The organism is Schaalia odontolytica (genome assembly GCF_024584435.1).
Taxonomy (GTDB): domain Bacteria; phylum Actinomycetota; class Actinomycetes; order Actinomycetales; family Actinomycetaceae; genus Pauljensenia.
The window spans coordinates 210,595-237,519 of the sequence record NZ_CP102197.1 but is presented as its reverse complement, the minus strand read 5'-3'; the positions used below and the strand labels follow the sequence as shown (position 1 = coordinate 237,519).

Here is a 26,925-nt window from a genome sequence, read left to right as displayed (position 1 = left end):
CCTTACCCAATTGACTCAGCGATACGATCGGTTCCCTGCTCATTGATGAGATCACCAAAGTACTCACCCCCATAGTGTCCTGCCAATCCACCGATGACCCCTCCGACGAGACCGCCAACTAGAGCGCCCACGGGGGCAAACGGTCCTGAGCATGCGGCACCAACAGCCGCACCAACTTTTGCCCCAGCAACACCCATGACGAAGGTTGCGCCACCAGTTGTCACTCCTTTAACGCCAGCTCTCGCAACCTTGTGTCCCTCGCTCCACTCGGGGTGCTGAACCGTATCGGTTTGATACGTATCGTAGGCGGTGATACCACCATCGACAACAGCGCCCGCCACGCCAGCAACCTTCCCGATTTTTCCGGCAATCGGAGCCACAACACGTGTCCCGGTTGGTTCCAGCCCGTGCGCTCCCGGCGGCCGAAACTTCCACTTCGACAGATCACCCCTGGCGAGGAACCCCTCCGGAGCCTCGTATAACCCACTGAAGTGCTGCATCGTGAGCGCGACTGTCGACTGCCCGAGAAAATCTAACAGCCCCAATGCATAGGGGACAGCGATGGCCAGTCGATGCTTCTTACTCAGAACAAAGTGTTCTTTCAGCCCGTCGAACACCGGCTTAATCCACTGCTCATACGTGCCAATTTTGAGATCATCAAGCGCCAGTGAGAACACATACTCCGCGCGCTCGTAGTTCAGCCGTTGCTCCCGCGCCCTGACGCTGAGCTCGCCGAATACGTTGCTCAGCGCCGCATCCTGCTCGTCCGGCAGGATCACCGTGTCCCCCTCGACGATCAGACCACCCGCGGCCGCAGCCTGAGCAATACCCTGATACTCGCCCCGCACCGACCGCATCGACCACGCCAGGTCCGAGACGGCCAGCTTCAACGCCTTCAAATCCGCCGCCATCTCCTCGTATGTTTGCGATGTCGTCAGCAGATCCTCGTTGCACCGATGCACGAGCAAGGACTCCTGCTGGGAGACGATAGCCGAGGCACGCGCCACGTCACCATCGGCCCGAGTGAGCGCGCCGATCGATTCCTCACAGATCGTTTCAAAGGTAAACAGAGCATCGACGTCGATGAGGAATTCCATCGAAAATGAGGAACCCTGAGAGACAGCACTTGCGTTTGTCATCGTGCGTCCAGACTGTCGAGGTACTCGCGGACCGCCGCAATTTCTGCGGCGGCCTGATCATCGGCCCGAGCAAAGGCATTGGAGGCCGCGTCCAGCCCCTGCGCTACGGCGAGCGAACAGAAGGAACTCATCGCAATTACCTCATTGATTCTCGCGATCCTCTCAGAAAGCCTCCCCTCGTTACTGCCGACCCCGGAAGGAGTATCCAGCACGTACGCTGCAACGTTTTCACCCGATGCTTCGAGAATGGAAGATGCTCGCGACACTTCATCGCTATCCCACACGACCTGACCCGACACGCCACACCCCTTACCGATTGACAGGAACGAAGCTACCCCCCCCCCCGAAGGTGACTGTCAAGGGCAGATTCTAGGGGTGGTTGCAACACGTTTCATACCCCGAGCAGCAGGTTCGAGGCGTTGCAACCGCCACCAGAACCTACGACAGGGCCACGACCGCTGCGCGCGGCCCGATCCTACGCCGCCCGGGGCCGCGGGGTGCGTACACACTGACAAGAGAGGGTAAAGAGGGGTCCGCTCGCACCCCATACGCTGTTAAAATGAGGGGGAAGGATCAGATAACCGGCGGGCGAGGCGACGGAGCACCGCCGTCGGCGAACGACTCGAGGAGGAGCACTCTATGACACGTCCGAACACCGCTGATTCGCGTGACACCAACGTCAAGTACATCGCAGCGGTCGCGAAGATCCTGCACGCGAACGCCGAGGCGGCTGCGGAGGGGTGGACCGAGGTGGCCCTGCTGGTCAACAAGGCCCCCGACAGCCAGAAGGTCTCCACCTACGCCGCCCTCGAGCGCGGCTCCGAGCATTTCGACGACTGGCTGACCCCATCAGCGTGGGACGAGCTGGGCAAAGTGCTGGCCGCCTGGCAGTTCGAACTCGCCCAGCAGGGTCACCCCAAATGGACGGCGATGTTCCTGGGCGGCGTGCGCGACGGAGGACTCGCGTGGCTGCCCGACTACTCGCCCACCTTCGGCAAGTGGCGCATCCGCAGGAAGCACTCGAACCTGCCGGCGATCCAGGAGGGACTGGAGAAGGCCGCCCGCCTGTGAGTGCCCCAGCCTCCGGGCGCTCCCGCCTGTGAGTGCCCCAGCCCCCGGACGCTCGTCCGTGCGCCGGTTTCCCCATCCGCGTGCCGGGCCCTCGTTCGCGCCCCAGAGCGCTAGTCGCACTGCCCGCCGCGCCCAATCAGCGGCGCGCGACTTCCGCCCTCCCGCCTACCGCGGCAAGAGCGCTGATAAACTTATCAAACACCCGAAGCGTTGATAAACTTATCACCATGAGGACTCCACTGGACTCTCCCTTTAGCCCTGGATCCGACACCGTCCCCCACGTGTGGGCGGGGCGAGTCGAGCAACTCAGCGACTGGCGTGATGTCGTGCGCCCGCGTCGGCGCGCGGGCATCCACGAGCGCGGGCGCACCATCCTCGGCGAAGCCGGGTCGGGCAAGTCCGCACTGGTGCGCAAGATCGCGCACACGGCTGCGGCCGAAGGCGACTGGACAACACCCCAGCTCAGGATCCCCTCCGGCAGCGACCCCATGAAACGGGTAGCATCGGCGCTCCTACGCCTGGCGTCCGATGCGGGCCTGCCGAGCGCCCGCGAGCGCCGCATCACCGACCTGCTCGGCCGGGTCGAATCGATCGCCGCCTCAGGATTCGGGCTCACGGTGCGGCCGCACGCAGGACCCGAGCCGTACACGGCGCTTACCGAGCTCCTCGTCGAGATCGGCCGTGCCGCGATTCGCGCCGACGCGGTGATCGTCATCCACATCGACGAGGTGCAGAACATCACCGACGAAGCGGCCCGCTCGCAACTGCTCATCGCCCTCGGCGACGCGCTGGCCCACGAGGAGGAAATCGTCCTGCCAGGTGGTCCGCGCGCCTCGCGCGCCCTCCCGATCGCCGTGTACCTCACCGGCCTTCCTGAATTCGCCGACATGGCGGGGGCCAGGACGGGCGCGACCTTCGCACGGCGTTTCCGCACGACAATCCTTGAACCGATCAGCGACAACGACCTGTTGGTCGCACTCCACCCGTTCGTGACCGAGGGGTGGCAGGTGCCCGGCGGCGAGCGCGTCTACATGGAGGCATCGGCGCAGCGAACCATTGTCGAGCTCTCGCGCGGTGAGCCGTTCCTCTTCCAGTTGGCGGGCGAGCGCGCCTGGTACGCGGGAACCGACGACCTCATCACCGCCGAGCAGGTCGCATCGGGGTGGCGCGGTGCAGTCCACGAGGCCGAGACCCACGTGCAGCGCATCCTGGAGCGCCTACCCGCCCGGGAGCGGGAATTTCTCGAAGCGATGGCGCAGCTGCCGCCCCCGGAGCGGACCCTGACGAACATCGCACGCGCACTCGACTACCATCGAGCCTCCGACGCGGGGCCGACCGCCCAACGCCTCGACCTCATCCGGCGCGTCATCTGCAGGGGCCGCCCCCACTACACGTTCCGCAACAGGGCGGTGGGTGCCTACTTGGAGTCCGACTGGCCGGAATGACCGCCGACCGGGTTTCCTCACCTTCCGGCACGGCAGTACCGGACCGCCACCTGCGTGCGATTGCGCGGCCCCGTGTTGGCCAGGAGGGAACTGATGTGGTCGCCAGGGATTAGGCGACGATGAGGACCCTCATACCGCCCATCCTTCCTTGTCTTTCGGAATCGTTGCGAACACTCTCGGTTCTTGGGCGGGCTTAGCGGCCACTATGCTGGTGAACATGTTGGTGATGTGATCAATGATCAAAGTGTCAACCGCGTTGCGTAAGAACTAGGATAAGGATTTCTTATGCGGCTCCATTCCAACCTTTGTCATCACCGGAGGCGAACTGAGAACCAACGCGAGCGAGGATGAGATCTACGCGGACAGCATCCAGCAAGTACAGGATGCACTGCCCGGATTCCACCTCATTGATGACTTCGCCTGGCCGCTCACCCCGAAAGGCGCCCGATGGCGGACCGGCGTCTACATCCTCGACAATGCGTCGCTGACGCTCACTCAACTCACGTGGATCACGCGCGCCCCGCACGCCGGACCAGGCTCGCCGCGCCGTCCCCTGTGGACAGAACCGTGTACGTGCCCCAGCACTAACTTCCCGGCGTTCATCGACGATTTCATCACCATGGCCCAGACACTGGAGGTGACACCGTGAGTAGACGAGTGAGTCAGCGGTCCTGACAACTACTGCATCGAGGGGGCGGAGCCAGGCGGCTCCGCCCCCGTTTTTTGCTGAACTTTTAAGGTTCTAGAGGAACCTAATCTCTTCAATGAGGACTTGACGATCACTTTGACGGAGGGCTATCCTGATCTGTTACTGCTGACCGAGTCGTAAGGGGAGACAGTTGTCCGGTGGAATCGTATGGGACGCGACCGCGGTGTCACGTGCCATCAACATCCTGGAGTACTCGAGCGAGAGCGTCGCCTCTGAGACTCTCGAAGCACCTAGTGGCGCTGGGAGTAATGAGGCGGATCTGACAGCGAAGATCGAGAGGATCAATCGTATTATACAGAAGGCATCTTTTTGTTCTTTTTCTATCACTCGCGGACTGACCGCAGCATCCGAGAATTTTGCAACCACCGATAATCAGGAAGCTGCCAGTCTTCAGTCAACAGGAGAGTATCTGCGCGCCAGGGGGCCACGATGAGTACCGATGAAGATACACGCCAACACGGAGCATGGTTTTCCATGCCTTTCCCGATTAACGTCGACAATCTCTTCACGTTCAAGGATCAATGCGAACAAGCTTCCGGCGCATTGCATACCGCAGACGGAGATACAGTGCGCGCTTCCTCCATTGTCGGCCAGCAGGAGGCACTTCTTGTCGACCCATGTCAGCACGATTTACAAATCGCATCGGCCGTGTGTGAAGAAATCTCCAACGATCTGAAAGCACTCACGAACGCTGTATCCGAACTCGCCTGGTCGATGAAGTCAGTACGTGAGGAGTACAAGGGAATCGCGCAGAAAGCCCAAGACTGTGGTCTGATCGTCGAAGGCGACACAGTGACCCTATTCGATGAGTCGGACGATGACCTTGTCCATAGTTTTAATGAGCTGCAAGCGCAAGCTGAGGTCCAGCGGTTGAATTATGAACGTGCCGAGCACGTGTTTTCACTTGCGTTAGACAGTCTCAAAGTGGACACCTATGAGCAATGGATTGAACCCGTTTTCAACGGACTCAAAAGCCAGTTCGTTTTGGACGATGAGCACCCATGCGCCAATTTACTTCCCTACACAATGGGAGCCACCGATCTTCTCGGTCAGACTGCATCCGCGGCCACGATTCAGTTCAACAAGGGAGTCTACCAGCCGCCTGCAGAATTTTTCGCCAAGGGCGACCTATCGAACTGGAAGTTCATACCGACAGGAACACAGGTAACGGAACCCGTTGGAACACGAACGATAGCCCCGGTCTTGGGAAAGGCCGGAAAGGTTGCCGGCGTGGCGGGGGCGGTCGTCGACGGCGGCATCACCGCCTACGACACGTACCAAATCGATACCGAGCAGCACCCCGAATGGAGCGAGGGCCACAAGGTAGCACGAGCGGGCGTGAAAGGCACTGTGACAGGGGGAGCTACCTGGGCAGGCGCCTGGCTAGGAGCCAAAGGCGGTGCCGCCATCGGCGCTGCTGTCTCGGGGCCTTTCGCCCCCGTTGGCGCGGTCGTCGGCGGCCTAGTCGGCGGCGTCATCGGCGGGGTGGCCGGCCATTACTTTGGCGAAATGACAGGTGACGCAATCAATAACGCGACACTCAATTAACAATGGACAATTGCATGAACGAGAACATTACACTGGCTATTATCGGAATCGGACTGGGATTCTTCGGAGCGGCGGTGTGGTACGCCGAGATGTTCACAGACTCAAAGGCTGCGAACCTGTGGCGCCGAATGAACGGCAAAGGAAGAATCAGTAGAAATTATGCTGCTATCGGAGCACCCGCATTTGCATGCATTTTTCTTCTCGGCGGCATCCTAGGATTGATCAATTATTTTCAACTACCGGGGATTTTGTCGCGCATTGCCGCCATTTCAATCCTAGTATTTCTATCTTTCTTCCTCATTGGCCTTCTGCCCATCAAGTTTCCCCGGTGGGTCTACGCCGATTGGCAGTACGCCAAGCGCCATGGGCTCTTAGACGACGATGGCAACATCGATCGGGAAGCGTGGGCCCGTCACCACGCCAACAAAAGGGATCTATGGTGATGAACGGCCACGATAACCCTCAGGCAGGTGTTATTGGCCTTGTCGGCGGTGTTATCGGCGGGGTGGCGGGCCACTATTTTGGAGAATATGTTGGTGATGCGATAAACGAACAGGGTGTAGATCGTATCGCAACGAGAATGGGAGAGAACCTCGCATGAGAGAACAACTATTTGGCATACTATGCGCTTTGTTTATTGGTGTTCTTGGCGTTGTCACTTGGTATGCTGAAATGTTCACCGACAACAAGGCCGCCGCGCTATGGCGTCGTATGAACGGACAAGGTCGCATCAGCAAGAACTGGGCAGCTATCGGTTCTCCGGCTCTATCATCAATTTGTTTCATCTATCTACTTTCTGTTCTCGTTGAGAAGCAAGCACCCGGCTGGCTAATATTTGAGCTTGCATGCCTTATGATGCTACTTCTTCTGGTCATTCTCATTGGCCTTCTGCCCATCAAGTTTCCCCGGTGGGTCTACGCCGATTGGCAGTACGCCAAGCGCCATGGGCTCTTAGACGACGATGGCGACATCGATCGGGAGGCGTACGAGAAACATGCTGGCAGGAAGGAATTCTGGTGAACGAACAGGTAACAATGACCCTTTCCTCGGGATGGAGATTCCTGACCCCTGAGGAATACGCACAGCTCAGCCCCTTGGAAGATGATCCCAGCGTCCGTCTCGTCGCCATCGCTAAGACGAAAGATGAGGGAAACGTTCCGACCTTCGTGGTCACCGGCGGAGCGCTCAGCACCGACGCGAGCGACGACGAAGTCTACGCGGACAGCGTCAGGCAGGTGGAGGAAGCGTTGCCTGGATTCCACCTTATTGACGACTTCGCGTGGCCAGTGCTCCCCGAGGGCGCCCGCTGGCGCACTGGCGTGTACATTCTCGAAAATGTCTCTCTGACACTCAGCCAGCTCACGTGGATCACACGCACTGCGCCCACGACGCAGCAACCGCCGCAGCGTTTCCTGTGGACCGCGACGTGTACGTGCCCCAGCGTCCTATTCCCAATGATCATCGATGATTTCATCACGATGGCCCAAACCCTGGAGGTGGCGCCGTGAGCGACCATCCAATCGAAAGCGACTCCTCGGATCAGATTATCGTCACCGTTGAGCAGGCCGATGCCCTGCTCGAGATGATCGCGAGCAACGAGAAGGCTAGTCGTATCTCAAGCGCCGCTCTCTCCAGCGGACTGGTGTCGCTCGGACTGGCCGGTGCCAACGGTTTGTCCGGCGATGCCGCACGCATCCTCGAACCTGTGCGCGCCGCACGCGCCCGCATCGTCATTCACGTCGTTTCCCCGTCCATATCGGGCGCCGTGCGCGACTGGCGAATCTGGCCGGTAGCTCCGCGTTCCATCGTGATGCGTTCCGACGTGGATGGCGTGCACTTCAGCCAGGTGGATTACTGCGAAGTCCCCCATATCTTGGCCTTTGTCTCCCTGCTGCACGCGGGCCCCACTATTCACGATGGGCCTCCTTACATTCCCACGGATTTCGTTGCTGCGATTCGTGCCCTGGATGTACAAGGCGCGCAGGAAGCACTCAACAACCTCGTGACCTATGGGCCGGCTGAGTCGCTCTTTTCCCAAGACTGCATCTCGGGACGGTGGAGCGTGGTGACTTGCGTACGCGAACAGATACGGCGTCGACAGTGGCGGACGGGACAGCACGTCGACTGCTTTGTCACCGGCCACATGCACGCGCAAATCCACGCGCCACTCGACGACAAGGCTCTCGCACGAATGCCGTCTCACCCGGTGCTGGACGCACCGCCTCGCGCAGCAATCTGGGCAATGATGATGGGGCTTATTGGCGGTTAGCGCAATCCTGAAATACTCGCTTTACACGAGGCAAATGCCGGTGCGCGCCCGCCACTTCAAGCAATAAGCTCAGTCAGTCCCGCAATAACCTCAGTCCCTGGGCCCCGAGACAGAACCGGGCGCCGGGGGTTGGGTCCACAGGCCGCGCGCGTCCAGGAAGTCGCGCAGGAACACGGGACGGTCGGTGATGATGCCGTCGACGCCGACCTCGAGGAGGCGCAGCACGTCGGCCACCGTATTGATGGTCCACACGTGTACGGCAAGGCCGAGCCTGTGGGCCGTCGCCACGAAACGCTCATCCACGACGCGCACCGGCCCCTGACGCATGGGAACCTGGGCGGCGATCGCGCCCTGGCGAGGCCCCGGCACGTGCCACCACGCGGGATTAGTCGCGCTCTTCGCCGCCCCTACCAGGCGCACGACAGCCTCGGTGCCCAGCGATGTCGCCACCGCGCGCGCCGGATCGGACGCGGCGCGGTCACGCACGGCGCGCAGGCGTGGCTCGGAGAAGGAAGCCACCAGGACCCGATTCGCTGCCCCGTGGGCGGCAATCACGTCCAGGAGCGGCCCCTCGACGCCGGGTTCCTTGGCGTCAATGTTGAGGTACATGTCGGGGAACGCCTCGAGAACCTGGGCAAGCAGCGGCATCTGCTCGCCGCTGTCGCGGTGGCGCAGCCGGGACAGGTCCCGCCAGGTCATCTGCGAGATGCGACCGGTCCCGTCGTAGCAGCGGTCCACCGTGTCGTCGTGGGAGACGACGACGTGCCCGTCGGCGGTCAGATGCGCGTCGGTCTCGACGTGGCGGATCCCGGCCTCGTAGACGCGGGTGAAGGCGCTCACCGTGTTCTCGGGGGCTTCCTCCCCTCCTCCCCTATGCGCGAAGACAATGGGGCCGCGTCTCGTCGTTACGGGCATCATGAGCAGGACTCCTGTCCGAGGTAAAGCGCTTTGTTTTCTTTCATCCACGCCTCCGGGTCGATGGGAGTGTCGGAGGAATCGTGGATTTCAAAGTGCAGGTGAGGGCCCGTCGACCAGCCGTTGTTGCCGACCGCTCCGATGACCTGACCGGCGGTGACCGTGTCCCCGAGCTTGACGGTAATTTTGTTCATGTACTGGTGCAGGTAGGCCGAGTGGAAGACCGTGCCATCGGACTTGGTGTGCTTGATCTGCACGTACGCGCCCGAACGGGAGTTCTCGGCAAGCTCCTCGACGACGCCCCCGTAGACAGCAGTGATCGGCGTGTCCAAGGGCGCGGCCATGTCGATGCCCTCGTGGGCGAGCAGCTGCCCGGACACGGGCGAAATGCGGGTCGTGAACGGCGAGGTGATGACGAAGGAGCCCTCGGCGAGGGGCCAGTAGATCGTGTCCGCCACGACCTTGACCTTCCGGTTGCCGTCCGCGCCGTTGCCGATCCCGCAGCCGGTGATGGACACGGGCGCCTTCGCCCTCGCGCGCGAGTTCGCGGTGAGGGTCGCGTCCAGCTGGGTGGCCTGGGGCAGCGCCGAGGAGGTCGCCCAGCTGCTTCCCCCCACCGACGCGCCGAAGGCTCGTGCGGGCACGGTCAGCGAGGAGTCGGATCCGACGCGCCCCGTCATGGGTACGGCGATGGTGGCGCCGGCCAGTCCGGCGACGAGGAGGGCGCGCAGCAGGTAGCCAACGGGGTGGACGTTGCCGCGCCGCCGCGGCGGCGACGAGGCGTCCCCGTCCTCGGCGGCACTCGGGTCTTCCTCGCCACAGGGCGGAGCGGAGTCCTCGACGCGATCAGCCGCGCGATCCACGGACTCGCGTGCCTGGCCGAGCGCGGGGGTGGCTTCCTCGCCGCGCTCGCTTCCCGACGCGGCCGCCTCCACGGACTCTCCCTCGCCGACGCCGCTGGCCGCCCGGTCAAGCGGCAGCGCGGAGGTCTCCGCCTCCTCTTCGCCGCGCGTCTCCTGGGAGCGCGCAGCGCGCAGCTGCGATCGCTTCGGCAGCGGACACTCGATGTCGCCCACGCGTTCCCTCTCCTTCATGGTCTCGCTGTTGCCTCGCCCTAATGTACCCCGCTGACCGTTACCTCGTCACGGTCGCTGCAAGACGTCACGTACTTCGCCGACGAGGAGCTCCAGGATGTCCTCCAGGAAGAGGATGCCGAGAACCTCTCCCCCCTTGCGCACGAGAGCACAGTGCACGCCTGTGCGCTGCATGTGGCGCAGCGCGTCCTCGACCTGGTCCTCCCGGGCGACGGACTCAAGGCGACGGATGCGCCACGGGGTGATCGGTTGGTCTCGTTCCTCCCCGCTGGCGTAGAGCACGTCTTTGAGGTGCACGTAGCCGACGATAGCCCCCTCCTCGTCGGCCACGGGGAATCGCGAGTAGCCGGTGTGGGCAACCAGGTCCTCCACGTCCGCGGGGGTGGCTCCCGCGGGCAGCGAGACGAGGTCGCCCAGGGGCACCATGGCCGACCCGGCCGTCTCCTCGGAGAACTCCAGCGCGCCGCTGAGCAGACCGAGCTCGTCGGTGATCTTGCCTTCGGCCTGGGATGCCTCGACGATCGAGGCGACCTCCTGCACCGTGTACGTGGACGCGATCTCCGAGCGCGGCTCGTAGCCGGCGAGGCGCACGAACCAATTCGCGAAACGATCCATGGCCATAATGATCGGGCGCAGCACCCGTCCCAGGCGCACGAGGACGGGCGCCAGGACGAGGAGCATGCGCACGGGGGCCGCAATCGAGATGTTCTTTGGCACCATCTCCCCGAAGACCACGTGACAGAAGAGGACGATGACGAGGGCGAGTGCGAAGCCGACGACGTGACTGGATGCTTCGGGGGCACCCAGGCGCCCCAGCGGGGACTCCACGAGGTGGGCGATCGCAGGCTCGGCGACGACGCCCAGGGTCGTGGATGCGACGGTGACGCCCAGCTGGCATATCGCCAGCATGAGGGACACGTGACGCAGCGCGTACAGGGCGTCCCCCGCGCGGCGCTCCCCCGCGTCGGCTAACGGCTCGATCTGGGAGCGTCGCGTGGAGGTGACGGCGAACTCGCCGGCCACGAAGAAGGCGTTGATGGCCAGCAGCACGACGGTGACGGCCAGGCTCCATCCGGCGCTCATTGGGGCTCCTCCTCGCCCCCGGGTGCGGGAGTGATCGCAACCTGGGCGACCCTCCTGCCCTGCATCTGACTGACCTCAATGCCGACCCCGTCGACGCTCACGCGCGAGCCGACGGAGGGTATCTCCCCCAGCTCGTTCATGACCAGGCCCCCAATCGTGTCGTAGGGGCCGTCCTCGGGCAGGGCAATGCCCGTGCGCCGGGCGAGCTCGTCGGGGCGCAGCGTGGCGGGCACGAGGAAGGTTCCGTCGGGACGCGGGCGGATGCCCAGGCGCCGCTGGTCGTGCTCGTCCGAGACTTCCCCGACGATCTCCTCGACGACGTCCTCAAGGGTGACGATCCCGGAAACCCCGCCGTACTCGTCGACGACGACGGCCATCTGCAGTCCCTCGTCGCGTAGCTGAACCATAAGGGGGCCGATCGGCGCCGTCTCGGGGACGGAGGGAGCCTCGCTCATGAGGGAGGAGGAGACGACGGGCACCTCGGCGCGACGTTCGACGGGCACCGCGACCGCACGCCGCAGGGAGACCAAGCCGAGGATGTCGTCGGAGTCGTCACCGATGACGGGGAAGCGCGAGTGCCCCGTCTGCCGGGCCAGATCCAACACGTCCTGCGCGCTGGCTCCCTCCCCCAGGGTGTAGAGGCGTCCGCGGTCCGTCATGACGTCGGCGGCACTGAGGGTCGTCATGCGGATCGTATTCGTGAAGAGGTCGGCGGTGGACGTGTCGAGGGTCCCCTCCTCGGCGGAGTGCTCGACGAGGGCAGCCAGTTCGGACGCGGAGCGCGCCGAGGAAATCTCCTCCTGCGGCTCGATACCCATGCGCGCCAGCACCCAGTTCGCGGTCCCGCCGAGCACCCAGATAATGGGGCGAGCCACCACGGTGAAAGCCATCTGGAAGGGAACGACGCGGGCGGCCGTGCTCATCGGATGGGCCAACGCGAGGTTCTTGGGGACGAGCTCGCCAAAGAGCATGGAGAAGACGTTGACGAAAGCGGCCGCCACGAAGGCTGCGACACCGGTCGCCAGCCCCCACGCCAGGCCCGCGCTCCCCAGCAGGCCCGCGAGCAGGTCAGCTAGGGCGCTCTGCGTCGTGTACCCCAGCAGGATCGTCGTCAGCGTGATGCCCACCTGGGCGCCGGAAAGCTGGGTGGACAAGGAGCGGGTCGCTCGCAAGACCGAGGCGGCGCCACGGTCCCCCTCCTCGGCGCGACTGTCGAGCACCGCCTGATCGACGGCAACGAGGGAGAACTCGGCGGACACGAACACGAAGGTCCCCGCCGTCAGGAGGATGCCGAGCAGCAGCATCGCCGCGGTCGTCATCGGCGTCCCCCGCTCACGAGGCCGGGGCGGGTCGCCGAAGAGGTCGCGCAAGGAAGCCCGGTGGAGGTGGCGTCAAAGCCGACAGTGTCGCAGTCCATGATGGTGCCAGTCTAGCCGCCCTCGGTCGCGATCCCCGCGCGCTCTTCCACACACCACCAGCTATGCCAATACTCATTCTCAATGAGACCAAAGGCCCGTGAAGTCCTCGCCAAGTCTCGACAAGGTGTCGTGAAGGTTGTCACTCGGCGGTAGAATCGGAGCCACCTGCCGCGCGGGGAGATTCCGACGCTCGGCGTGACGCAAACGGAGGAATACGTGCCCACCCACACAGCTTCCCAACCCGATCCGCAGTGGTATCTCGCGAAGATGCGTGACCTCTACGAGCGCGACCCCCAGATGCTTGATCCCTCGTGGCGCGCCTACTTTTCCACCGAGTCGGCTCCCCCTCAGCTGCGCGCGGCGCGTCCGCCGATTCCCGACGCTGATCCGAGTTCCCCCGACGAGGCCTCGGCTCCCAGGCAGGCGAGCCCCACCGGGAGCGGCGCCCCCTCCGATGACGCCCAGCCGGTCTCGGTCACGCCCCCCACCCTCGACATCGAAGAGGACGAGGAAAACACGGCGCCGACAGACGCGGCCCCCGTCGTCTCCGTCACGCGCTCGGACCTGCCTCCCGCGCCGCCGGTCGCCCTCGCCGAGGCAACCAGCCCCTACACCCGGCAGCAGCACGGGCGCGCCGCCTTCACGCGCTCCCACGCCGCTCCCGCCCAGGACGAAACCCACGTCCTGAAGTCCGCCGCGCGCGCCACCGCCAAGCACATGGACGCCTCCCTGTCGATCCCCACCGCCACGTCCCAGCGCCAGATTCCCGCCAAGCTCCTCATTGAGAACCGCACCCTCATCAACGCCCACCTCGCACGCACGGTCGGCGGCAAGGTCTCCTTCACGCACCTCATCGGCTACGCCCTCGTCGAGGCTCTGTGCGAGATGCCCGACCTGAACGTCCGGTACACGCTGCAAGACGGCAAGCCCGCGCTCGAACACCTCGCGCACATCGGCCTCGGGCTGGCCATCGACGTGGCGGACGCGTCGGGGAACCACTCGTTGAAGGTCCCCGTCATTCACGACGCCGACACCCTGACGTTCTCCGAGTTCGTCGACGCCTACCAGGACCTCGTGTCGCGGGCGCGCACCGCCACGCTGACGACCGCCGACTTCCAGGGGGCGTCGGTCACGCTGACCAACCCGGGCACACTGGGCACGACGACCTCCGTGCCCCGCCTCATGGTCGGGCAGGGACTCATCATCGGCGTCGGAGCCACCGACTACCCGGCCGAGTTTCGCGGCGTCTCCCCCAAGCGCCTGGCCTCCCTGGGCATCGGCAAGACGATGTACTTCTCCTCCACCTACGACCACCGCATCATCCAGGGAGCGGCCTCCGGGCGCCTGCTCGGCCTCGTGGACGCCAAGCTCTCGGGGCGCGACGGCTTCTACGAGCGCGTCTTCACCTCCCTGCACGTGCCCACCCGCCCCTACTCGTGGGAGGCGGACTACGAGTACGACCCGAACCGGGAGAAGGGCAAGCCCGCGCGCATCGCTGAGATCATCCATGCCTACCGTTCGCGCGGCCACCTGGCGGCCGACACCGACCCGCTGGCCTACCGCGTCCGCCGCCACCCCGACCTGGACATCTCCTCCTACGGGCTCAGCGTGTGGGACCTGGACCGTCCTTTCCCCACGGGCGGCTTCGGCGGGGCGGACCAGATGCTGCTGCGCGACATCCTGACCCGGCTGCACGACACCTACACGCGAACCGTCGGCATCGAATACATGCACATCCAGGATCCCCACCAGCGCGCCTGGGTCCAACAGCGCATTGAGGGACCGTACGAGTCTCTCTCCCCCGCCGCCCAACGCCACATCCTGGGCACGCTCATTCGCGCCGAGGCATTCGAGGAGTTCCTGCAGACCAAGTTCATGGGCCAAAAGCGCTTCTCCCTTGAGGGCGGGGAATCCCTGATCCCGCTGCTGGACCACATCCTGGCGGACTCCGCGCGCGCGGGCATCCACGAGGTCGCGATCGGCATGGCCCACCGCGGGCGCCTCAACGTCCTGGCCAACATTGCGGGCAAGTCCTACGCGCAGATCTTCGACGAGTTCGAGGGCAACTACATGCCCAACTCGGTGCAGGGCTCGGGAGACGTCAAGTACCACCTGGGAACGTGGGGCGTCTACTCCCTCGACGACGGCCTGGCCACCAAGGTCTACATGGCCGCCAACCCCTCGCACCTGGAGGCGGCGGACGGCGTCCTGGAGGGCATCGTGCGCGCCAAGCAGGAGCACCTGGGAGACCCCGATCTGCCGATCATCCCGATCCTCATCCACGGCGACGCGGCGTTCATCGGCCAGGGGGTCGTCCAGGAGACCTTCAACCTGTCCCAGCTGGAGGGCTACAAGACCGGCGGCACGATCCACATCGTGGTCAACAACCAGATCGGCTTCACGACGGGCCCCACGCAGGGCCGTTCCACCGGTTACGCGACGGACCTGGCCAAGGGCCTGCAGGTCCCCATCCTGCACGTCAACGCCGACGACCCCGAGGCCGTTATCCGTTGCGCGCACCTGGCGTTTGAGTACCGCAATGCCTTCCACAAGGACGTCATCATCGACATGCTGTGCTACCGCAGGCGCGGACACAACGAGGGCGACGACCCGTCGATGACCCAGCCCGTCATGTACTCGCTCATCGACCGCATCCCCTCCACGCGCGCCGTGTACATTCGTGGCCTGGTGGGCCGCGGGCAGCTCACCGAGGACGAGGCCCGCCAGTCGATCGCGCAGTACGAGGCGGAACTGGGACGCATCCTCGATGAGACACGCGCGGGCGGGGCGGGCGCGGCCAGCCAAACGAATCCGGGCAGCCGCACGCACGACCCCGCGCTGACCGCGGGCGTGGGCGAGGCCGGAGAGTCGGCCTCCGCCCAGTGGACCATGCCCGAGTCCCAGCTGCCCGGCACCGGCATGATGATCGGCTGGACCTCGGCCGCCGCCCAGGAGCAGCTGGAGCGCATCGGGCGTGCCCACACGCGCTTCCCCGACGGCTTCCACCCCCATCCCAAGCTCCGGCAGCTGTGCGAGCGCCGCCACGACATGGCGTTGGGACGCAGGCCCATCGACTGGGGTTTTGCCGAGCTCCTCGCCTTCGGCACTCTCCTCATGGAGGGCACGGGAGTTCGCCTGTCGGGCGAGGACGTGGCGCGCGCAACCTTCGTCCAGCGCCACGCGATCCTGCACGACGCCACAGACGGGCGCGAGTTCACTCCCCTGCGTTTCCTCACCCAGTCCCAGGCGCGCTTCGACGTGTGGAACTCCCCGCTCAGCGAGTACGGCGTCCTCGCGTTCGACTACGGTTACTCCCTCGAAAGCCCCGAAACGCTCACGATCTGGGAGGCTCAATTCGGTGACTTCGCGAACGGAGCGCAGACCGTCATCGACGAGTTCGTGTGCTCGGCCGAGCAGAAGTGGGGCCAGCGCTCCTCGTTGGTCATGCTGCTTCCTCACGGCTACGAGGGGCAGGGGCCCGATCACTCGAGCGCCCGCATCGAGCGCTACCTGCAGCTGGCTGCACAGGACAACATGTGGATCGTCCAGCCCTCCACGCCAGCGAACTACTTCCACTTGCTGCGCACCCAGGCCTACAAGCGGCCGCGCAAGCCGCTCATCGCCTTCACCCCCAAGCAGCTCCTGCGCCTGTCGGCCGCCTCCTCGCACATCGAGGAGTTCACCTCGGGCGCGTTCCAGCCGGTCATCGACGACGCGGCGGGCCTCGATGCCGCCTCCGTGACGCGGGTTCTGCTGTGCTCGGGCCGCCTGTACTACGACCTCGTCAAGGAGAGGGACAAGCGCGCCGACTCCTCGACGGCGATCATCCGCCTGGAGCAGCTCTACCCCCTGCCCGAGGAGGAGGTCGCCTCCGCCCTGGCACGCTACCCGGGGGCGTCGCTCACCTGGGTCCAGGACGAGCCTCGCAACCAGGGGGCGTGGCCGCACCTGGCCCTCAACCTGTTCCCGTCGCTGGAGCGGGGCGTGCGCCTGGTGTCCAGGCCGGAGTCGGCCACGACGGCAGCTGGACGCGCGTCGCTCCACAAGCAGCAGGCAGCTACCCTTATTGCGCAGGCCTTCGAAGGCTGACGAGGAGTCCCGGCCGCCCGGGGAACGCGCGGGACACACCCAGAAAGGAACACCATGCGCATCTGTTTCATCGGCGACGAGCTCGTCGCGGGGGTCGGCGACCCTCGGGGGCTGGGCTGGGTCGGCCGGGTCAACGCCCACTCGACCTTCGACCTACCCGCGACCTTCCTGACGCTCGCGGTCCCCTCCGAGACGACGAGGCAGATGGCATCTCGCTGGGAGTCCGAGGTCCTGCCTCGCCTGGCGGAGGGAGAGCCTCACGGCCTCGTGATCGGCGTGGGTCCGGGGGACATCCCCGCCGGCGTGTCCACCGCGCGTTCTCGCCTGAACCTGGCCAACATCACCGACCGCGCGACGGCGCTGGGCATCCCCAGCTTCGTCGTGGGCCCCCCCGCCGCTCGCGGGGGTGGATGCCGCCTCCCTCAAGGCCCTGTCCTCCTCGTGCTCCGAAGTGTGCGCGCGCCGTGGGATACCTTTCGTTGACTGCTACACGCCGCTGGTCGCCCACGACCAGTGGTTTGAGGACATGGCGGCATCCCTGGCCCGCGGACAGGATGGTCAGACCCTGCCCGGCCAGGCCGGCTACGCGTTGATGGCCTGGATCGTGCAGCACCAGGGATGGTACGAGTGGACGGGTGCAACCCCGACGGATTCCTAGAACGGTGCGAACGCTGCTGTCAGTCGCGGACAGCGGCGCGCCGCGACGCCGCTCGCCGACAAAGGGAGAGAACATGGACGCGTGGATCCGGGAGAAGCTGGCGGGTTGGACGGCCACCTGCGGCCTCGTCATCGTCATCGTCATGGTGGTGGCCCTCTGGCGTCATGCCTCCTTCCATAGGCCCCTCTCGTTCCTACTCCTGCTGCTCGTTGCCGTCCTGATCGTCATCGTGGCTAACAGGGTGCGCCGCTCTATCGACCTGCTGACTCCGCCTCGGCACGGTGTCGGCTATCCTTCGGCCGAGAAGCCTTCCTACATCAAGGATTCCCACTCCGCGCCTTCGGGTCGTTCGTCGCCTCGCTCCGATTCCGCCGCGAGCGCGACGCGTGGCACCGAGGCGTCCCCTCTCTCGGCGAGGGGCGCAGCAGTGTCCTCGCCCGGCCAGGGAACCGATCGGCCCGCTGCGGCCCATCCCACTCCGCCCGACAACTACGCGACCATTGACGGCGCCATCAGCCACGCACAACGCTCGGGCTTCATCGTCATCAGCTTCTTCGACGCGGGCGCACCCCTTCCTAGGCGCCTCGACGCCGTGGGCGCGGAGATCCTCTACATGGTGTTCTCCCACGTCGCCGAGGTCGACAAGAACGCACCGATCACGGTGACCGGCGGGGCGACGCAGGAGGAGGTCACACTGACGATCAGCGTCCTGACGAGCAGCGCCGACGTGCTCGGTAAGCGCCGCTTGGGTGAGATCCGCGCGCTGGTCGATGTCCTGGGCGGACGCGTGGACACGGACGTCCAGGCTGGGACGTGGACCGTCACCGCCCGCGTAGATCGCAGCTAGGGCCGGCAGGCCCGCCCCGGCCCGTCAGGAGTCTCCGGAGTCGTGCATGATCCCGGAGACGAAGCGCGCGCTGCGATCGAGGGCAGCCTGCGCCTCGGGGATCACGGGGACCGCGAGCACGTAGACGTGGAAGCCGTCGGGTTCCACGCGCAGGCGCACATCCACCCCGGCGCGGGCAGCCGAGCGCGCGAACTCGATCGTGTCGGGGCACACGATGTCGGCGTCGCCCTGGAAGATCCGCATCGGAGGGAGCCCCGCCGGATCACCGTGCAACGGACTCACGCGGGGGTCTCCCGGGTCAAGGTCACCGGCCCACGCTCGCCCCGCCCACTGCAAGCCGGGCACGCGCAGGATCTTGTCGCGGCCCTGCACGCCCTTAATCGCGGGGTTCGTCATCGCCACGTCGACCCACGGCGCGTACAGGAGGAGGCCATCGACCTGGCGCGCGCCCGCGTCGCGGCGCTGCATGGCAAGGGACAGCGCGAGGCCGCCTCCCGCCGAGTCGCCACAGACGATGACGCGGCCGAACTCGGCCTGGGCCTCGTCAATGATGGTCTGGACGAAGGAGAACGCCTCGCTCGCGGTGTGCGCGGGGGCGAGCGGGTAGTCGGGGATGATGACGGGGAGCCCCGTGCGGTCGATCAGTCCCTCCACGAGCGGCCACTGCGCCGCGACCATGGGGTAGACGTAGGCTCCGCCGTGCAGATAGATGAGGGCGCCGCCCGAACGCAGGCCGCGTATGGGCGCCACGCGCGTGACGCCTCCCTGGCGGCTTTCCGTGAAGCGGGCGCGCATCAAAGTGGGCATCGCTGTGTGCAGCGGCGCGGACTCGGCCACGGCACGCGTCGCTTCCTCGCTGTGCAGTACCGGGGGCATCAGCCCCATGACGGCATGGGCAAGACGCATGCGGAGGGACATCAGGCCTCTTTCGTATCGATACATCAGTGCGCGTGCCCGTGGGGATGTACCCGCGCGGCAACACGCTCAAGGATACGCTGCGATTCCGCCCGTGCCGCGTTTTCTTCTCTCCCCACGGGGGCGCGGCGCTTCCGGTTGTCGTCGGCGCGTGGGGGCCGCGGCGAGGACGGATTCGGCTTGGGCTTTCCCAACGATTGCCACCGGCACGCGGGGGCGCCGCGGCGAGGGTGACCCCCGCGGCGAGGGGGACCCACACGGATAGGTAATGGGCATGCGGATAGGTAATGAGCACGCGTGGGCGCCGCGGCGAGGACGGGTTCGGCTTGGGCTTTCCCAACGATTGCCACCGGCACGCGGGGGCGCCGCGGCGAGGGTGACCCCCGCGGATAGGTAATAGGCACGCGTGGGGGCCGCGGCGTGGACGGGTTCGGCTTGGGCTTTCCCAACGATTGCCACCGGCACGCGGGGGGCGCCGCGCCGAGGGAAACCCACGCGGATAGGTAATGGGCACGCGGATAGGTTATGAGCACGCGGATAGATAATGAGCACGCGGATAGCCTATTAACCTATCCGCAAGCAAATAACCTATCCATGAACGCACAACCTATCCGCGAACGAGGGCACCACCCAAACCGGATCACACGCGGAGCACATGCACACCGATTACCCACCCCGCCAGGCACGCAGCCGACACAGTCGCCACCCCGCCAGCATCCGCGCGATTGATCGCAACGGTCACATGGACAGCACCTGCACCAGCCGCCCACCCCACCGGGCACACAGCCCACACAGTCGCCACCCCGCCAGCATCCGCGCGATTGATCGCAACGGTCACATGGACAACAATCGTCTGCCGAGGTTACCCGCACCGTCGGCCGACACGCGGATGAGCGTGAGGGCCGCAAACCTCGCAACGAGATCGAGCGGTTCGCTCAAACCCAACCTGTCCGCGAGCGCGGGCCGAGCACACGAGCGGCCACGAGCTGGACCACGCCCTCGAGCACGTCGAAAGCCTCCCCGGATTCCCCTCGTCGCACCGTCGACAGGGCTTCCGTATCAGGTCTCCGGCTCGCGCCCTTTATCCGCCCGACTAGCCGCGCGTTATCGACAGGGATTCACGCCGAGTCTCCGGTATCCACAGCCCCTCCCTTCTGCGTTGTCGCAGCGCTCTCAGCGGAGCAACACTGCAGGTTATGACGCAGCACTCGTTTCTTGTCGCCCCTCCTCGCGATTTAGCCAGTCACCAGCAGCCACACTCTCCGATACGCATCATGCGTGGAGTCAGTGCCGTCCTCGGCATGGATCCGACAAACGCTGACCCGTGGGAGATCTGGGAGGCAATCACCCACGCACGTATGCATGCTGTGAATGTCTCGCACAAACAACATCCCCTCTTCGTGGGACAAAGCTGCCTGCGCCTGGCGGGGATACACGGTTGGTCTCAAAACCCGCCCATCACCATTTTTCGTGCCAGTCGTCGAAGCACCACCCTGCTACCATCCTGCACCTTGTGCTCGACGACAGTACCGGCGACATCGGTCTCGTGTTCCCCGTTTCCACCGCTGTCGAGGGAACGCGCCACTATCGATGGCTTGACCACGGAGCACCCATACGATGCGCTCCTTCGATGCGCTCTTCATGACGAGCCACTCGAGGCATTCGTGTTGGGGAGTATGGCGTTGCAGTCATGGAGTCATTTCTCGATGTTTCAACAAGATGACCGACGCCGACGTGCTGAGCAGATACGAAACGAGCTCCTCATGAGGCTCACGCAAGCAGGGAAAGTGCGCGGATACCGACGCGCACGTTCCATCGTGCACGCGATCGATCCCGGATGCGCCAATCCAGCTGAAGCCGCGCTCCTGTGGATCGTCCGTTCGATCTGCCCTTTCGCGGTCGCGACACAGGCTCGCATCGACGTGCGAGGACGTCACTACTACGTTGATATCCTGATTGAACAGCTGCATATCATCATCGAATTCGATGGGATCACGAAACTTGGTACGACACGTGCAGAAATCGAACGGGCTAAGCGTGAGTGGGTGTTGCGCGATCAGGACCTTCGAGATGCCGGTTGGCAGGTCATCCGAGTGAGTTGGACGGACTACGATGACTGGGAGAGACTCCGCATCAGACTCATTCGGGCCTTGGGACCAATGAAACCCGCTCCCGAGTTCCGGTCACTGTGGAAGCTCCCCTCGACACGGTGCGATGGGCCTTCGCGTCGCTTCTACACCCACGGTTCGCGGATAGGAAATAGGCAGGCGGATAGGTAACGAGCACGCGTGGGCGCCGCGCCGAGAGGGACCCCGCGGCGAGGGGGACCCACACGGATAGGTAATGAGCACGCGGATAGGTAACGAGCACGTGGATAGCCTATTAACCTATCCGCAAGCAAATAACCTATCCATGAACGCACAACCTATCCGCGAACGAGGGCACCACCCAAACCGGATCACACGCGGAGCACATGCACACCGATTACCCGCCCCACCGGGCACACAGCCCACACAGCCGCCGCCCCGCCAGCATCCGCACGATTGATCGCAACGGTCACATGGACAGCACCTGCACCAGCCGCCCACCCCACCGGGCACGCAGCCGACACCGCGCGGCAGTGACACGCGAGGTGGGGGCTCCGCCCCCACATTGTCCGTCCCTGAGCGGGGTATACACAGCGCGCCCGGACCGACCGGTCCGGGCGCGCAACGCAATCGGCTCAGGCGTTAGGACGCTTGCCGTGGTTCGCGCCGTTCTTACGACGATCGCGACGCTTACGACCCCGCTTCGACATGTCATACTCCTTGGGTTGTTGTCTAGACTGAAGCATTTTTGCACACATTGCCCCAAAGCACCAAGGCACACCGCCTCCTCGGCGACGAAGTTCACCGCGAGAAGGACCCGTGGCACCGCCTCGACCCCAAAAGCTCCCGGAGAAAAACGCGGGCACGCGGCGCTGCCCCTCCCGGGGTGCGGGAGGCACAAGACGCCACGGCGCATGCCCCCGCCTCCCGGGTGCACAGCCTGGGCGATCCGGCAATGCGTGCGGCGCCCGGGCCTCTGGGCGTCAGTGCCAGGCCACGGACACAGTGGTGAGGGAGGCGACGATGCGGGCGCGCAGCTGGGGCGGGGCTTCCTCTGCCTCGAAGCAGTCGCGCAGCACGACCCTCAGTGGCGTTCGGCGTCGAGGGCGTCGGCGCAGTGCGGGCAGGACGCCACGTGTGCGCGCATGAGGGCGCGGGCGCGGGCATCGGGGCCGGGGACCGCCCCCTGGTCAATGAGGGTGGTGCGCTGGTCGCACTCTTCGCAGTCGATGAGGGTATACAGGGCGTCAAGGACCTGCTGGCAGGTCACGGTCGCGTTCACTTCGCCCCTCCGATTCCGTATTCCGCGGCGACGTCAGCCAGGGAGGCGCGCAGGTTCTTGCGTGCCCTGTTGAGGCGGCTCATGACGGTCCCCATGGGAACTCCTAGTTCTTCGGCGATTTCCTTGTAGCTCATCCCTTCAACGTCGGCCATGAGGACAACCATCCGGTGTTCCTCGGACAGCGAATCGAGTGCCTCGCGCAGCTGCGTGGAGGGCAGCGCCTCGAGGGCTTCGACTTCCGCCGACTTCAAGCCCGACTCAGCGTGGGAGGCGGCCTCGGCCAGCTGCCAGTCTTCGACCGTGTCGGTGGAGGCCCGCTTGGGGGAGCGCTGTGCTTTGCGGTAGCCGGTGATGTAGGTGTTCGTAAGGATCCGATAGAGCCATGCCTTGATGTTTGTTCCCGGCTTGTACTGGTGGAACTTCTGGTAGGCCTTCAGGTAGGTCTCCTGGACCAGGTCCTCGGCGTCGGCTCGGTTGCGCGTCATGCCGAGCGCCGCCCCGAAGAGCTGGTTCATGAGGGGCATGGCCTCGTCCATGAAGCGTGCCTGGAGCTGGGCGTCGTCCTCGGTTGACGAGGCAGGAGCCTGGGTGGTCGCCGCTGGCGTCGGAGCGTGGGTCGTCGTGTCCATCGCCTCCCAGCGTAGCCTCGTGGGCATGCGGTGGGTATTGGGAGGATGACGAGGCGATCATACTGAGGGGAACGCCTCACGAGGCGCCTTATTCCACAACCACCATGAGTGTGCGTTGCAACACTTTACGCTCGTTGGATGGGGCGAGTGTGGCCATTCGGCTTCCGGAAGGCGGCGCGGTGACGAACAATAGGGGTATGAATATGCTGCGTGTCATCGCCCGTCCCCTGCTCGCCGCCCCGTTCATCGCAGACGGGGTCGATGCTCTCACGCATCCCCGCCATCACGTGGAGCGCGCCGCGGGCGTCCGCCCGCTGCTCGACAAGGCGACCGACGCTGCGGGCCTGGAGCCCCTGACGGATGACCAGTTGGCCGTGGCGACCCGCGTGGCGGGCGCGGTGACGCTGTTTGCCGGACTGCGTTTCGCGATCGGACGTCACCCGAGGCGCAGCGCGCTGACCCTGGCCGCCATTGGCGCACCGATGGCGCTCGTGGGTGCCCCCATCTGGGGCGGCACGGGTCACCTGACGAAGGAGCAGATCAAGCGCCGCCGCTACCGCACCCTGTACAAGCTGGGCGTCACCGGCGGCGTCCTGATCGCGTCGACCGACCGGGTGGGTCAGCCCTCCGCGTCGGTCGCTCGGGCGCTTCGCCGCGACCAGCGCCGGGCGGTTGCCGCCGCCGAGGCGGCTGTCACCGCGCGCCTGAGCGGCACCGCTTCGTGACCGCCTCCCCGTGGCGGGCGCCGGTCGCCGACTCGCCCGTGGATGCAACGGTCGCGATTCCCGGTTCGAAGTCCATCACCGCGCGCGCCCTCTACCTGGCCGCCGTCGCCGAGGCCCCCTCCCTGGTGACGGGGGCGCTGGACGCGCGCGACACGCGCCTGTTCGCGGACGCGCTTGAGGTGATGGGCGCGCGCATCGAAGACGCGGGCGACGGGGCGCTGCGCGTCACGCCGATGTCGCTTCCTCCTCGCGGCGGGCGCATCGAGTGCGGCCTGGCGGGGACCGTCATGCGGTTCCTCCCTCCCCTGGCCGCCCTGTCAGCGGAGGAGACTCTCTTCGACGGGGACAAGCAGGCGTATGCGCGCCCCCTGGGTCCCCTCCTGGATGCGCTCGTCCGGATGGGCGCGTCGATCACCTACCATGGGGAGCGCGGGCACCTGCCCTTCTCAATCCGGGGGCCGCTGCGCACGCCGCTCGGCGCGCAGGCCTGGGTGGATGCGTCGTCCTCCTCGCAGTTCCTCTCGGCACTCCTGCTCGTCTCTCCCCTCGTCGGAGACCCTCTCTTCGTGTCGGCTCCGGGTCCTGTGCCCTCGATGCCGCACGTGGAGATGACGCTGGCTTCCCTGGCGGGCGCGGGCATCGACCTGGAGGTCGTGGACGAGGCACAAGCGGACCTGTCGACCTGGCACGTGTTCCCGTCTCGGCCCCGAGGCGGCGAGATCGTGGTGGAACCGGACCTGTCCAACGCCGGGCCCTTCCTGGCCGCCGCGATGATCACGGGCGGTCACGTGACGATCCCCGGCTGGCCCGAGGCGACCACCCAGGCGGGCGACGCCTGGCGGGCGCTGCTGGGCCACATGGGCGCGACCATCACCCTGGACGAGGAGGGCCTGACCCTCACGGGTCCGGGCGCCGGAAACTACCCGGGCATCAAGGCGACCATGGCCGAGGTCGGAGAGCTCACCCCCACCCTGGCCGCGATCTGCGCCTACGCCTCCACGCCCTCGCACCTGAGCGGCATCGCGCACCTGCGCGGCCACGAGACCGACCGCCTGGCTGCGCTGGTCGCTGAGATCAACCGTGCGGGCGGGCAGGCCGAAGAGACCGAGGACGGCCTCGTCATCACGCCGCGCCCGCTCCACGCCGCGCAGATTCGTTCCTACGCGGACCATCGCATGGCGACGTTCGGCGCAATCCTGGGCCTCATCACCCCCGGCATCACGGTTGACGACATCGCGTGTACCTCCAAGACGCTGCCCGGCTTCGCGGCCATGTGGGACTCCCTCCTGAGCGCCGACGGAACTGGGACCGCCCGGGACACGCGGGCCTCGTCGCGCCTGGAGGAGCAGTGATGGCGCGCCGAGACACGGGTACCGACGACCCGCGCGTGCGCGTGCGCGCGGGCAAGGGGTCGCGCCCGCGCACGAAGGACCGTCCCGACTGGTCCTCCAAGCCGCTGGGCCGCGTCGTCGGGATCGACCGGGGGCGCTACCAGGTGAGCCTGGAGGCGGACGGTACCCGGGTGGTCGCGGTGCGCGCCCGGGAACTGGGGCGAGGCGCGGTCATCATGGGTGACCGGGTTCGCCTGACCGGCGACCTGAGCGGGCGCGCGGACACGCTCGCGCGCATCGTCGCGGTCGAGGAACGCTCTTCGGTGCTGCGCCGTTCCCTCGAGGACGCCCCCGATCAGCGCGGGGAGAAGGCGATCGTCGCGAACGCGGACATGATGTGCATCGTCGTGGCGCTGGCGGATCCGCCGCCGCGCACCGGCATGATCGACCGCTGCCTGGTCGCCGCCTACGAGGCGGGCCTCTCCCCCGTCCTCGTGCTGACGAAGGCGGACCTGGCCAGCGCCGACGAGCTGATCGCCGCCTACGAGGACTTCGACGTGCGCGTGGTGCTCACGAGCGCCGAGGCCGGGGAAGCTGACCCGGGCGTCGCCGAGCTGCGGATCCTCCTGGTCGGCCACTGGTCGGTGCTGGTGGGACACTCCGGGGTCGGCAAGTCGACGCTCATCAACCTCCTTGTGCCGGGCGCGGGCCGCGCGACGGGGCACGTGAACGAGGTGACGGGGCGCGGACGCCACACGTCGACCTCGTCCGAGGCCTTCGAGTTGGACGGGGGCGGCTGGATCGTGGATACGCCCGGCGTGCGTTCCTTCGGCCTGGGGCACGTGAGCGTCGCCGACGTGCTGGGGGTCTTCCCGGACGTCGCCGGCGCCGCCGCCTGGTGTCTGCCCCTGTGCTCGCACGCCGCCTCGGAGCCCTCGTGCGCGCTTGACGCCTACGCGCGCGCCACCGGGCCTTTCGCACTCGACGAGGCCGGGGGCGGGGACGCGGATCAGGTGCGGCAGGGGCGCACCTCCCGGGTGGCGTCGGTGCGCAGGCTCCTGGAGGCGGTGGCGACGGCGGAGGCCGCCAGCAAGGCGGCTCGCTGAGAATTCTTGAGACGAAAGCCCTTGACAACATCCCCCCCCCCCCGGGCGGACAATTGGAGGATAGCGAAGGTCGCTATCTCTCACTGACAAGGTCGTGATCGCTATGTCCGCCATTGGGCGTTACCTTATCGGTAACACCACGGGGCTTACACGGGTCGACAAGGCCCTCCGCTACATGTTCTTCGCGCTGGTCGTCGGCACGGCCATCTATTCGGTCGGCGGCACCTTTTTCGGGAGAGACAATCGGCTGAACGACTACATGCTCGCCATGTCCACGGCCCTCATCGCTTCTCTGTCACCAGGCTTCTCGCGTCCGATTCCGAGCGCACACCGGGCGCTGCGAGCCTGCGAGTGGGTGGTGATGGGCTGCGCCCTCGTGTGCAACGCCGCTGTCATCACCGGGGATGTCACGGACGCAGGCAACAACCCTGCCCCGTTTAACGTGGCGACGAACGTCGCCCTGGGGGCCGAGTTCGTCGCCATCTGCTTCTTTATGGCTCTCCTGATCGCCAGGGAACGCGCCCGGAGGCGCGGGCTCATTCCCCCGCGCAGCTAAGCACACCCT

24 protein-coding genes and 1 pseudogene are annotated in these 26,925 nt (G+C 65.8%); 15 read left to right on the top strand and 10 right to left on the bottom strand.

Annotated elements, in window-relative coordinates; translation table 11 throughout:
* Nucleotides 1–2: 2 nt before the first annotated feature.
* Together NQK35_RS01075 and NQK35_RS01070 are read right to left on the bottom strand one after the other, a co-directional pair.
* Nucleotides 3–1,097, bottom strand: coding sequence for a hypothetical protein (locus tag NQK35_RS01075; protein ID WP_257114288.1), 1,095 nt, complete (start codon nucleotides 1,095–1,097; stop codon nucleotides 3–5).
* Between the two features lie 38 nt (nucleotides 1,098–1,135).
* Nucleotides 1,136–1,438, bottom strand: a complete 303-nt coding sequence (locus NQK35_RS01070; protein ID WP_152687553.1) for a hypothetical protein — start codon at nucleotides 1,436–1,438, stop codon at nucleotides 1,136–1,138.
* Between the two features lie 340 nt (nucleotides 1,439–1,778).
* On the opposite strand from NQK35_RS01070, the gene NQK35_RS01065 reads away from it, so the two are divergent.
* The 8 genes from NQK35_RS01065 to NQK35_RS01030 all read left to right on the top strand — a co-directional run bounded on the left by NQK35_RS01065 (nucleotide 1,779) and on the right by NQK35_RS01030 (nucleotide 8,181).
* The gene (locus tag NQK35_RS01065) at nucleotides 1,779–2,210 is read left to right on the top strand and encodes a hypothetical protein (protein WP_009212177.1); all 432 of its coding nucleotides are present in this window, start codon (nucleotides 1,779–1,781) and stop codon (nucleotides 2,208–2,210) included.
* A 227-nt stretch (nucleotides 2,211–2,437) separates the two neighbouring features.
* Nucleotides 2,438–3,655: an ATP-binding protein gene (locus NQK35_RS01060; RefSeq protein ID WP_048724769.1), complete on the top strand. Its 1,218-nt coding sequence runs from the start codon at nucleotides 2,438–2,440 to the stop codon at nucleotides 3,653–3,655.
* A gap of 1,183 nt (nucleotides 3,656–4,838) precedes the next feature.
* Nucleotides 4,839–5,912 (top strand): glycine zipper domain-containing protein, encoded by a 1,074-nt coding sequence (locus NQK35_RS01055; protein ID WP_048724767.1) that lies wholly within the window; start codon nucleotides 4,839–4,841, stop codon nucleotides 5,910–5,912.
* 14 nt (nucleotides 5,913–5,926) lie between these two features.
* Entirely contained in the window at nucleotides 5,927–6,355 is a 429-nt protein-coding gene (locus NQK35_RS01050; RefSeq protein ID WP_202812498.1) for a hypothetical protein, read from the top strand.
* Nucleotides 6,349–6,513, top strand: coding sequence for a hypothetical protein (locus NQK35_RS01045; protein WP_257114287.1), 165 nt, complete (start codon nucleotides 6,349–6,351; stop codon nucleotides 6,511–6,513). The genes NQK35_RS01050 and NQK35_RS01045 overlap by 7 nt, the downstream gene beginning before the upstream one ends.
* The gene (locus tag NQK35_RS01040; RefSeq protein WP_048724763.1) at nucleotides 6,510–6,932 is read left to right on the top strand and encodes a hypothetical protein; all 423 of its coding nucleotides are present in this window, start codon (nucleotides 6,510–6,512) and stop codon (nucleotides 6,930–6,932) included. The genes NQK35_RS01045 and NQK35_RS01040 overlap by 4 nt, the downstream gene beginning before the upstream one ends.
* On the top strand, nucleotides 6,929–7,420 hold the full coding sequence (locus NQK35_RS01035) for a hypothetical protein (protein ID WP_202812497.1): 492 nt from the start codon (nucleotides 6,929–6,931) through the stop codon (nucleotides 7,418–7,420). The genes NQK35_RS01040 and NQK35_RS01035 overlap by 4 nt, the downstream gene beginning before the upstream one ends.
* Nucleotides 7,417–8,181, top strand: coding sequence for a hypothetical protein (locus NQK35_RS01030; RefSeq protein ID WP_009212184.1), 765 nt, complete (start codon nucleotides 7,417–7,419; stop codon nucleotides 8,179–8,181). Before NQK35_RS01035 ends, NQK35_RS01030 begins: the two co-directional genes overlap by 4 nt.
* A gap of 90 nt (nucleotides 8,182–8,271) precedes the next feature.
* On the opposite strand, the gene NQK35_RS01025 is transcribed toward NQK35_RS01030, so the two are convergent.
* Genes NQK35_RS01025 through NQK35_RS01010 form a run of 4 tightly spaced genes read right to left on the bottom strand, consistent with a single transcriptional unit; the run spans nucleotide 8,272 to nucleotide 12,592 of the window.
* A complete protein-coding gene (locus NQK35_RS01025) occupies nucleotides 8,272–9,099 on the bottom strand; it encodes a glycerophosphodiester phosphodiesterase (RefSeq protein WP_257114286.1) in 828 nt (275 codons plus the stop codon).
* Nucleotides 9,096–10,190: a M23 family metallopeptidase gene (locus NQK35_RS01020; RefSeq protein ID WP_257114285.1), complete on the bottom strand. Its 1,095-nt coding sequence runs from the start codon at nucleotides 10,188–10,190 to the stop codon at nucleotides 9,096–9,098. The genes NQK35_RS01025 and NQK35_RS01020 overlap by 4 nt, the downstream gene beginning before the upstream one ends.
* A 48-nt stretch (nucleotides 10,191–10,238) precedes the next feature.
* The gene (locus NQK35_RS01015; protein WP_257114284.1) at nucleotides 10,239–11,273 is read right to left on the bottom strand and encodes a hemolysin family protein; all 1,035 of its coding nucleotides are present in this window, start codon (nucleotides 11,271–11,273) and stop codon (nucleotides 10,239–10,241) included.
* Complete coding sequence (locus NQK35_RS01010) at nucleotides 11,270–12,592, bottom strand: hemolysin family protein (protein ID WP_009212188.1); 1,323 nt, start codon at nucleotides 12,590–12,592, stop codon at nucleotides 11,270–11,272. The genes NQK35_RS01015 and NQK35_RS01010 overlap by 4 nt, the downstream gene beginning before the upstream one ends.
* A gap of 315 nt (nucleotides 12,593–12,907) precedes the next feature.
* Between NQK35_RS01010 and NQK35_RS01005 the strand changes: the two genes are divergently transcribed.
* The 3 genes and pseudogenes from NQK35_RS01005 (at nucleotide 12,908) to NQK35_RS00995 (ending at nucleotide 18,285) form a co-directional block, all read left to right on the top strand.
* A complete protein-coding gene (locus NQK35_RS01005; RefSeq protein WP_373567056.1) occupies nucleotides 12,908–16,780 on the top strand; it encodes a multifunctional oxoglutarate decarboxylase/oxoglutarate dehydrogenase thiamine pyrophosphate-binding subunit/dihydrolipoyllysine-residue succinyltransferase subunit in 3,873 nt (1,290 codons plus the stop codon).
* 54 nt (nucleotides 16,781–16,834) lie between these two features.
* Nucleotides 16,835–17,438, top strand: a pseudogene (locus NQK35_RS01000) (GDSL-type esterase/lipase family protein).
* A 73-nt stretch (nucleotides 17,439–17,511) separates the two neighbouring features.
* Nucleotides 17,512–18,285 carry a hypothetical protein gene (locus NQK35_RS00995; RefSeq protein ID WP_257114283.1) on the top strand — a complete coding sequence of 258 codons (774 nt, stop codon included), beginning with the start codon at nucleotides 17,512–17,514 and terminating at the stop codon, nucleotides 18,283–18,285.
* A gap of 24 nt (nucleotides 18,286–18,309) precedes the next feature.
* On the opposite strand, the gene NQK35_RS00990 is transcribed toward NQK35_RS00995, so the two are convergent.
* The 4 genes from NQK35_RS00990 to NQK35_RS00980 all read right to left on the bottom strand — a co-directional run bounded on the left by NQK35_RS00990 (nucleotide 18,310) and on the right by NQK35_RS00980 (nucleotide 23,198).
* The gene (locus NQK35_RS00990; RefSeq protein ID WP_257114282.1) at nucleotides 18,310–19,203 is read right to left on the bottom strand and encodes an alpha/beta hydrolase; all 894 of its coding nucleotides are present in this window, start codon (nucleotides 19,201–19,203) and stop codon (nucleotides 18,310–18,312) included.
* 2,719 nt (nucleotides 19,204–21,922) lie between these two features.
* The gene (locus tag NQK35_RS10585; protein ID WP_370465157.1) at nucleotides 21,923–21,997 is read right to left on the bottom strand and encodes a 50S ribosomal protein bL37; all 75 of its coding nucleotides are present in this window, start codon (nucleotides 21,995–21,997) and stop codon (nucleotides 21,923–21,925) included.
* A 374-nt stretch (nucleotides 21,998–22,371) separates the two neighbouring features.
* Nucleotides 22,372–22,569 carry a hypothetical protein gene (locus NQK35_RS00985; RefSeq protein WP_445013702.1) on the bottom strand — a complete coding sequence of 66 codons (198 nt, stop codon included), beginning with the start codon at nucleotides 22,567–22,569 and terminating at the stop codon, nucleotides 22,372–22,374.
* Entirely contained in the window at nucleotides 22,566–23,198 is a 633-nt protein-coding gene (locus NQK35_RS00980) for a sigma-70 family RNA polymerase sigma factor (RefSeq protein ID WP_034231035.1), read from the bottom strand. The genes NQK35_RS00985 and NQK35_RS00980 overlap by 4 nt, the downstream gene beginning before the upstream one ends.
* A 197-nt stretch (nucleotides 23,199–23,395) precedes the next feature.
* Between NQK35_RS00980 and NQK35_RS00975 the strand changes: the two genes are divergently transcribed.
* The 4 genes from NQK35_RS00975 (at nucleotide 23,396) to NQK35_RS00960 (ending at nucleotide 26,916) form a co-directional block, all read left to right on the top strand.
* Nucleotides 23,396–23,923 carry a DoxX family membrane protein gene (locus tag NQK35_RS00975; protein ID WP_009212198.1) on the top strand — a complete coding sequence of 176 codons (528 nt, stop codon included), beginning with the start codon at nucleotides 23,396–23,398 and terminating at the stop codon, nucleotides 23,921–23,923.
* A 38-nt stretch (nucleotides 23,924–23,961) separates the two neighbouring features.
* A complete protein-coding gene (aroA, locus tag NQK35_RS00970; RefSeq protein ID WP_257114745.1) occupies nucleotides 23,962–25,275 on the top strand; it encodes a 3-phosphoshikimate 1-carboxyvinyltransferase in 1,314 nt (437 codons plus the stop codon).
* The gene (gene rsgA, locus NQK35_RS00965; protein WP_257114281.1) at nucleotides 25,275–26,360 is read left to right on the top strand and encodes a ribosome small subunit-dependent GTPase A; all 1,086 of its coding nucleotides are present in this window, start codon (nucleotides 25,275–25,277) and stop codon (nucleotides 26,358–26,360) included. Before aroA ends, rsgA begins: the two co-directional genes overlap by 1 nt.
* Nucleotides 26,361–26,463: 103 nt before the next feature.
* The gene (locus NQK35_RS00960) at nucleotides 26,464–26,916 is read left to right on the top strand and encodes a hypothetical protein (RefSeq protein ID WP_257114280.1); all 453 of its coding nucleotides are present in this window, start codon (nucleotides 26,464–26,466) and stop codon (nucleotides 26,914–26,916) included.
* The last annotated feature ends 9 nt before the right edge of the window (nucleotides 26,917–26,925 follow it).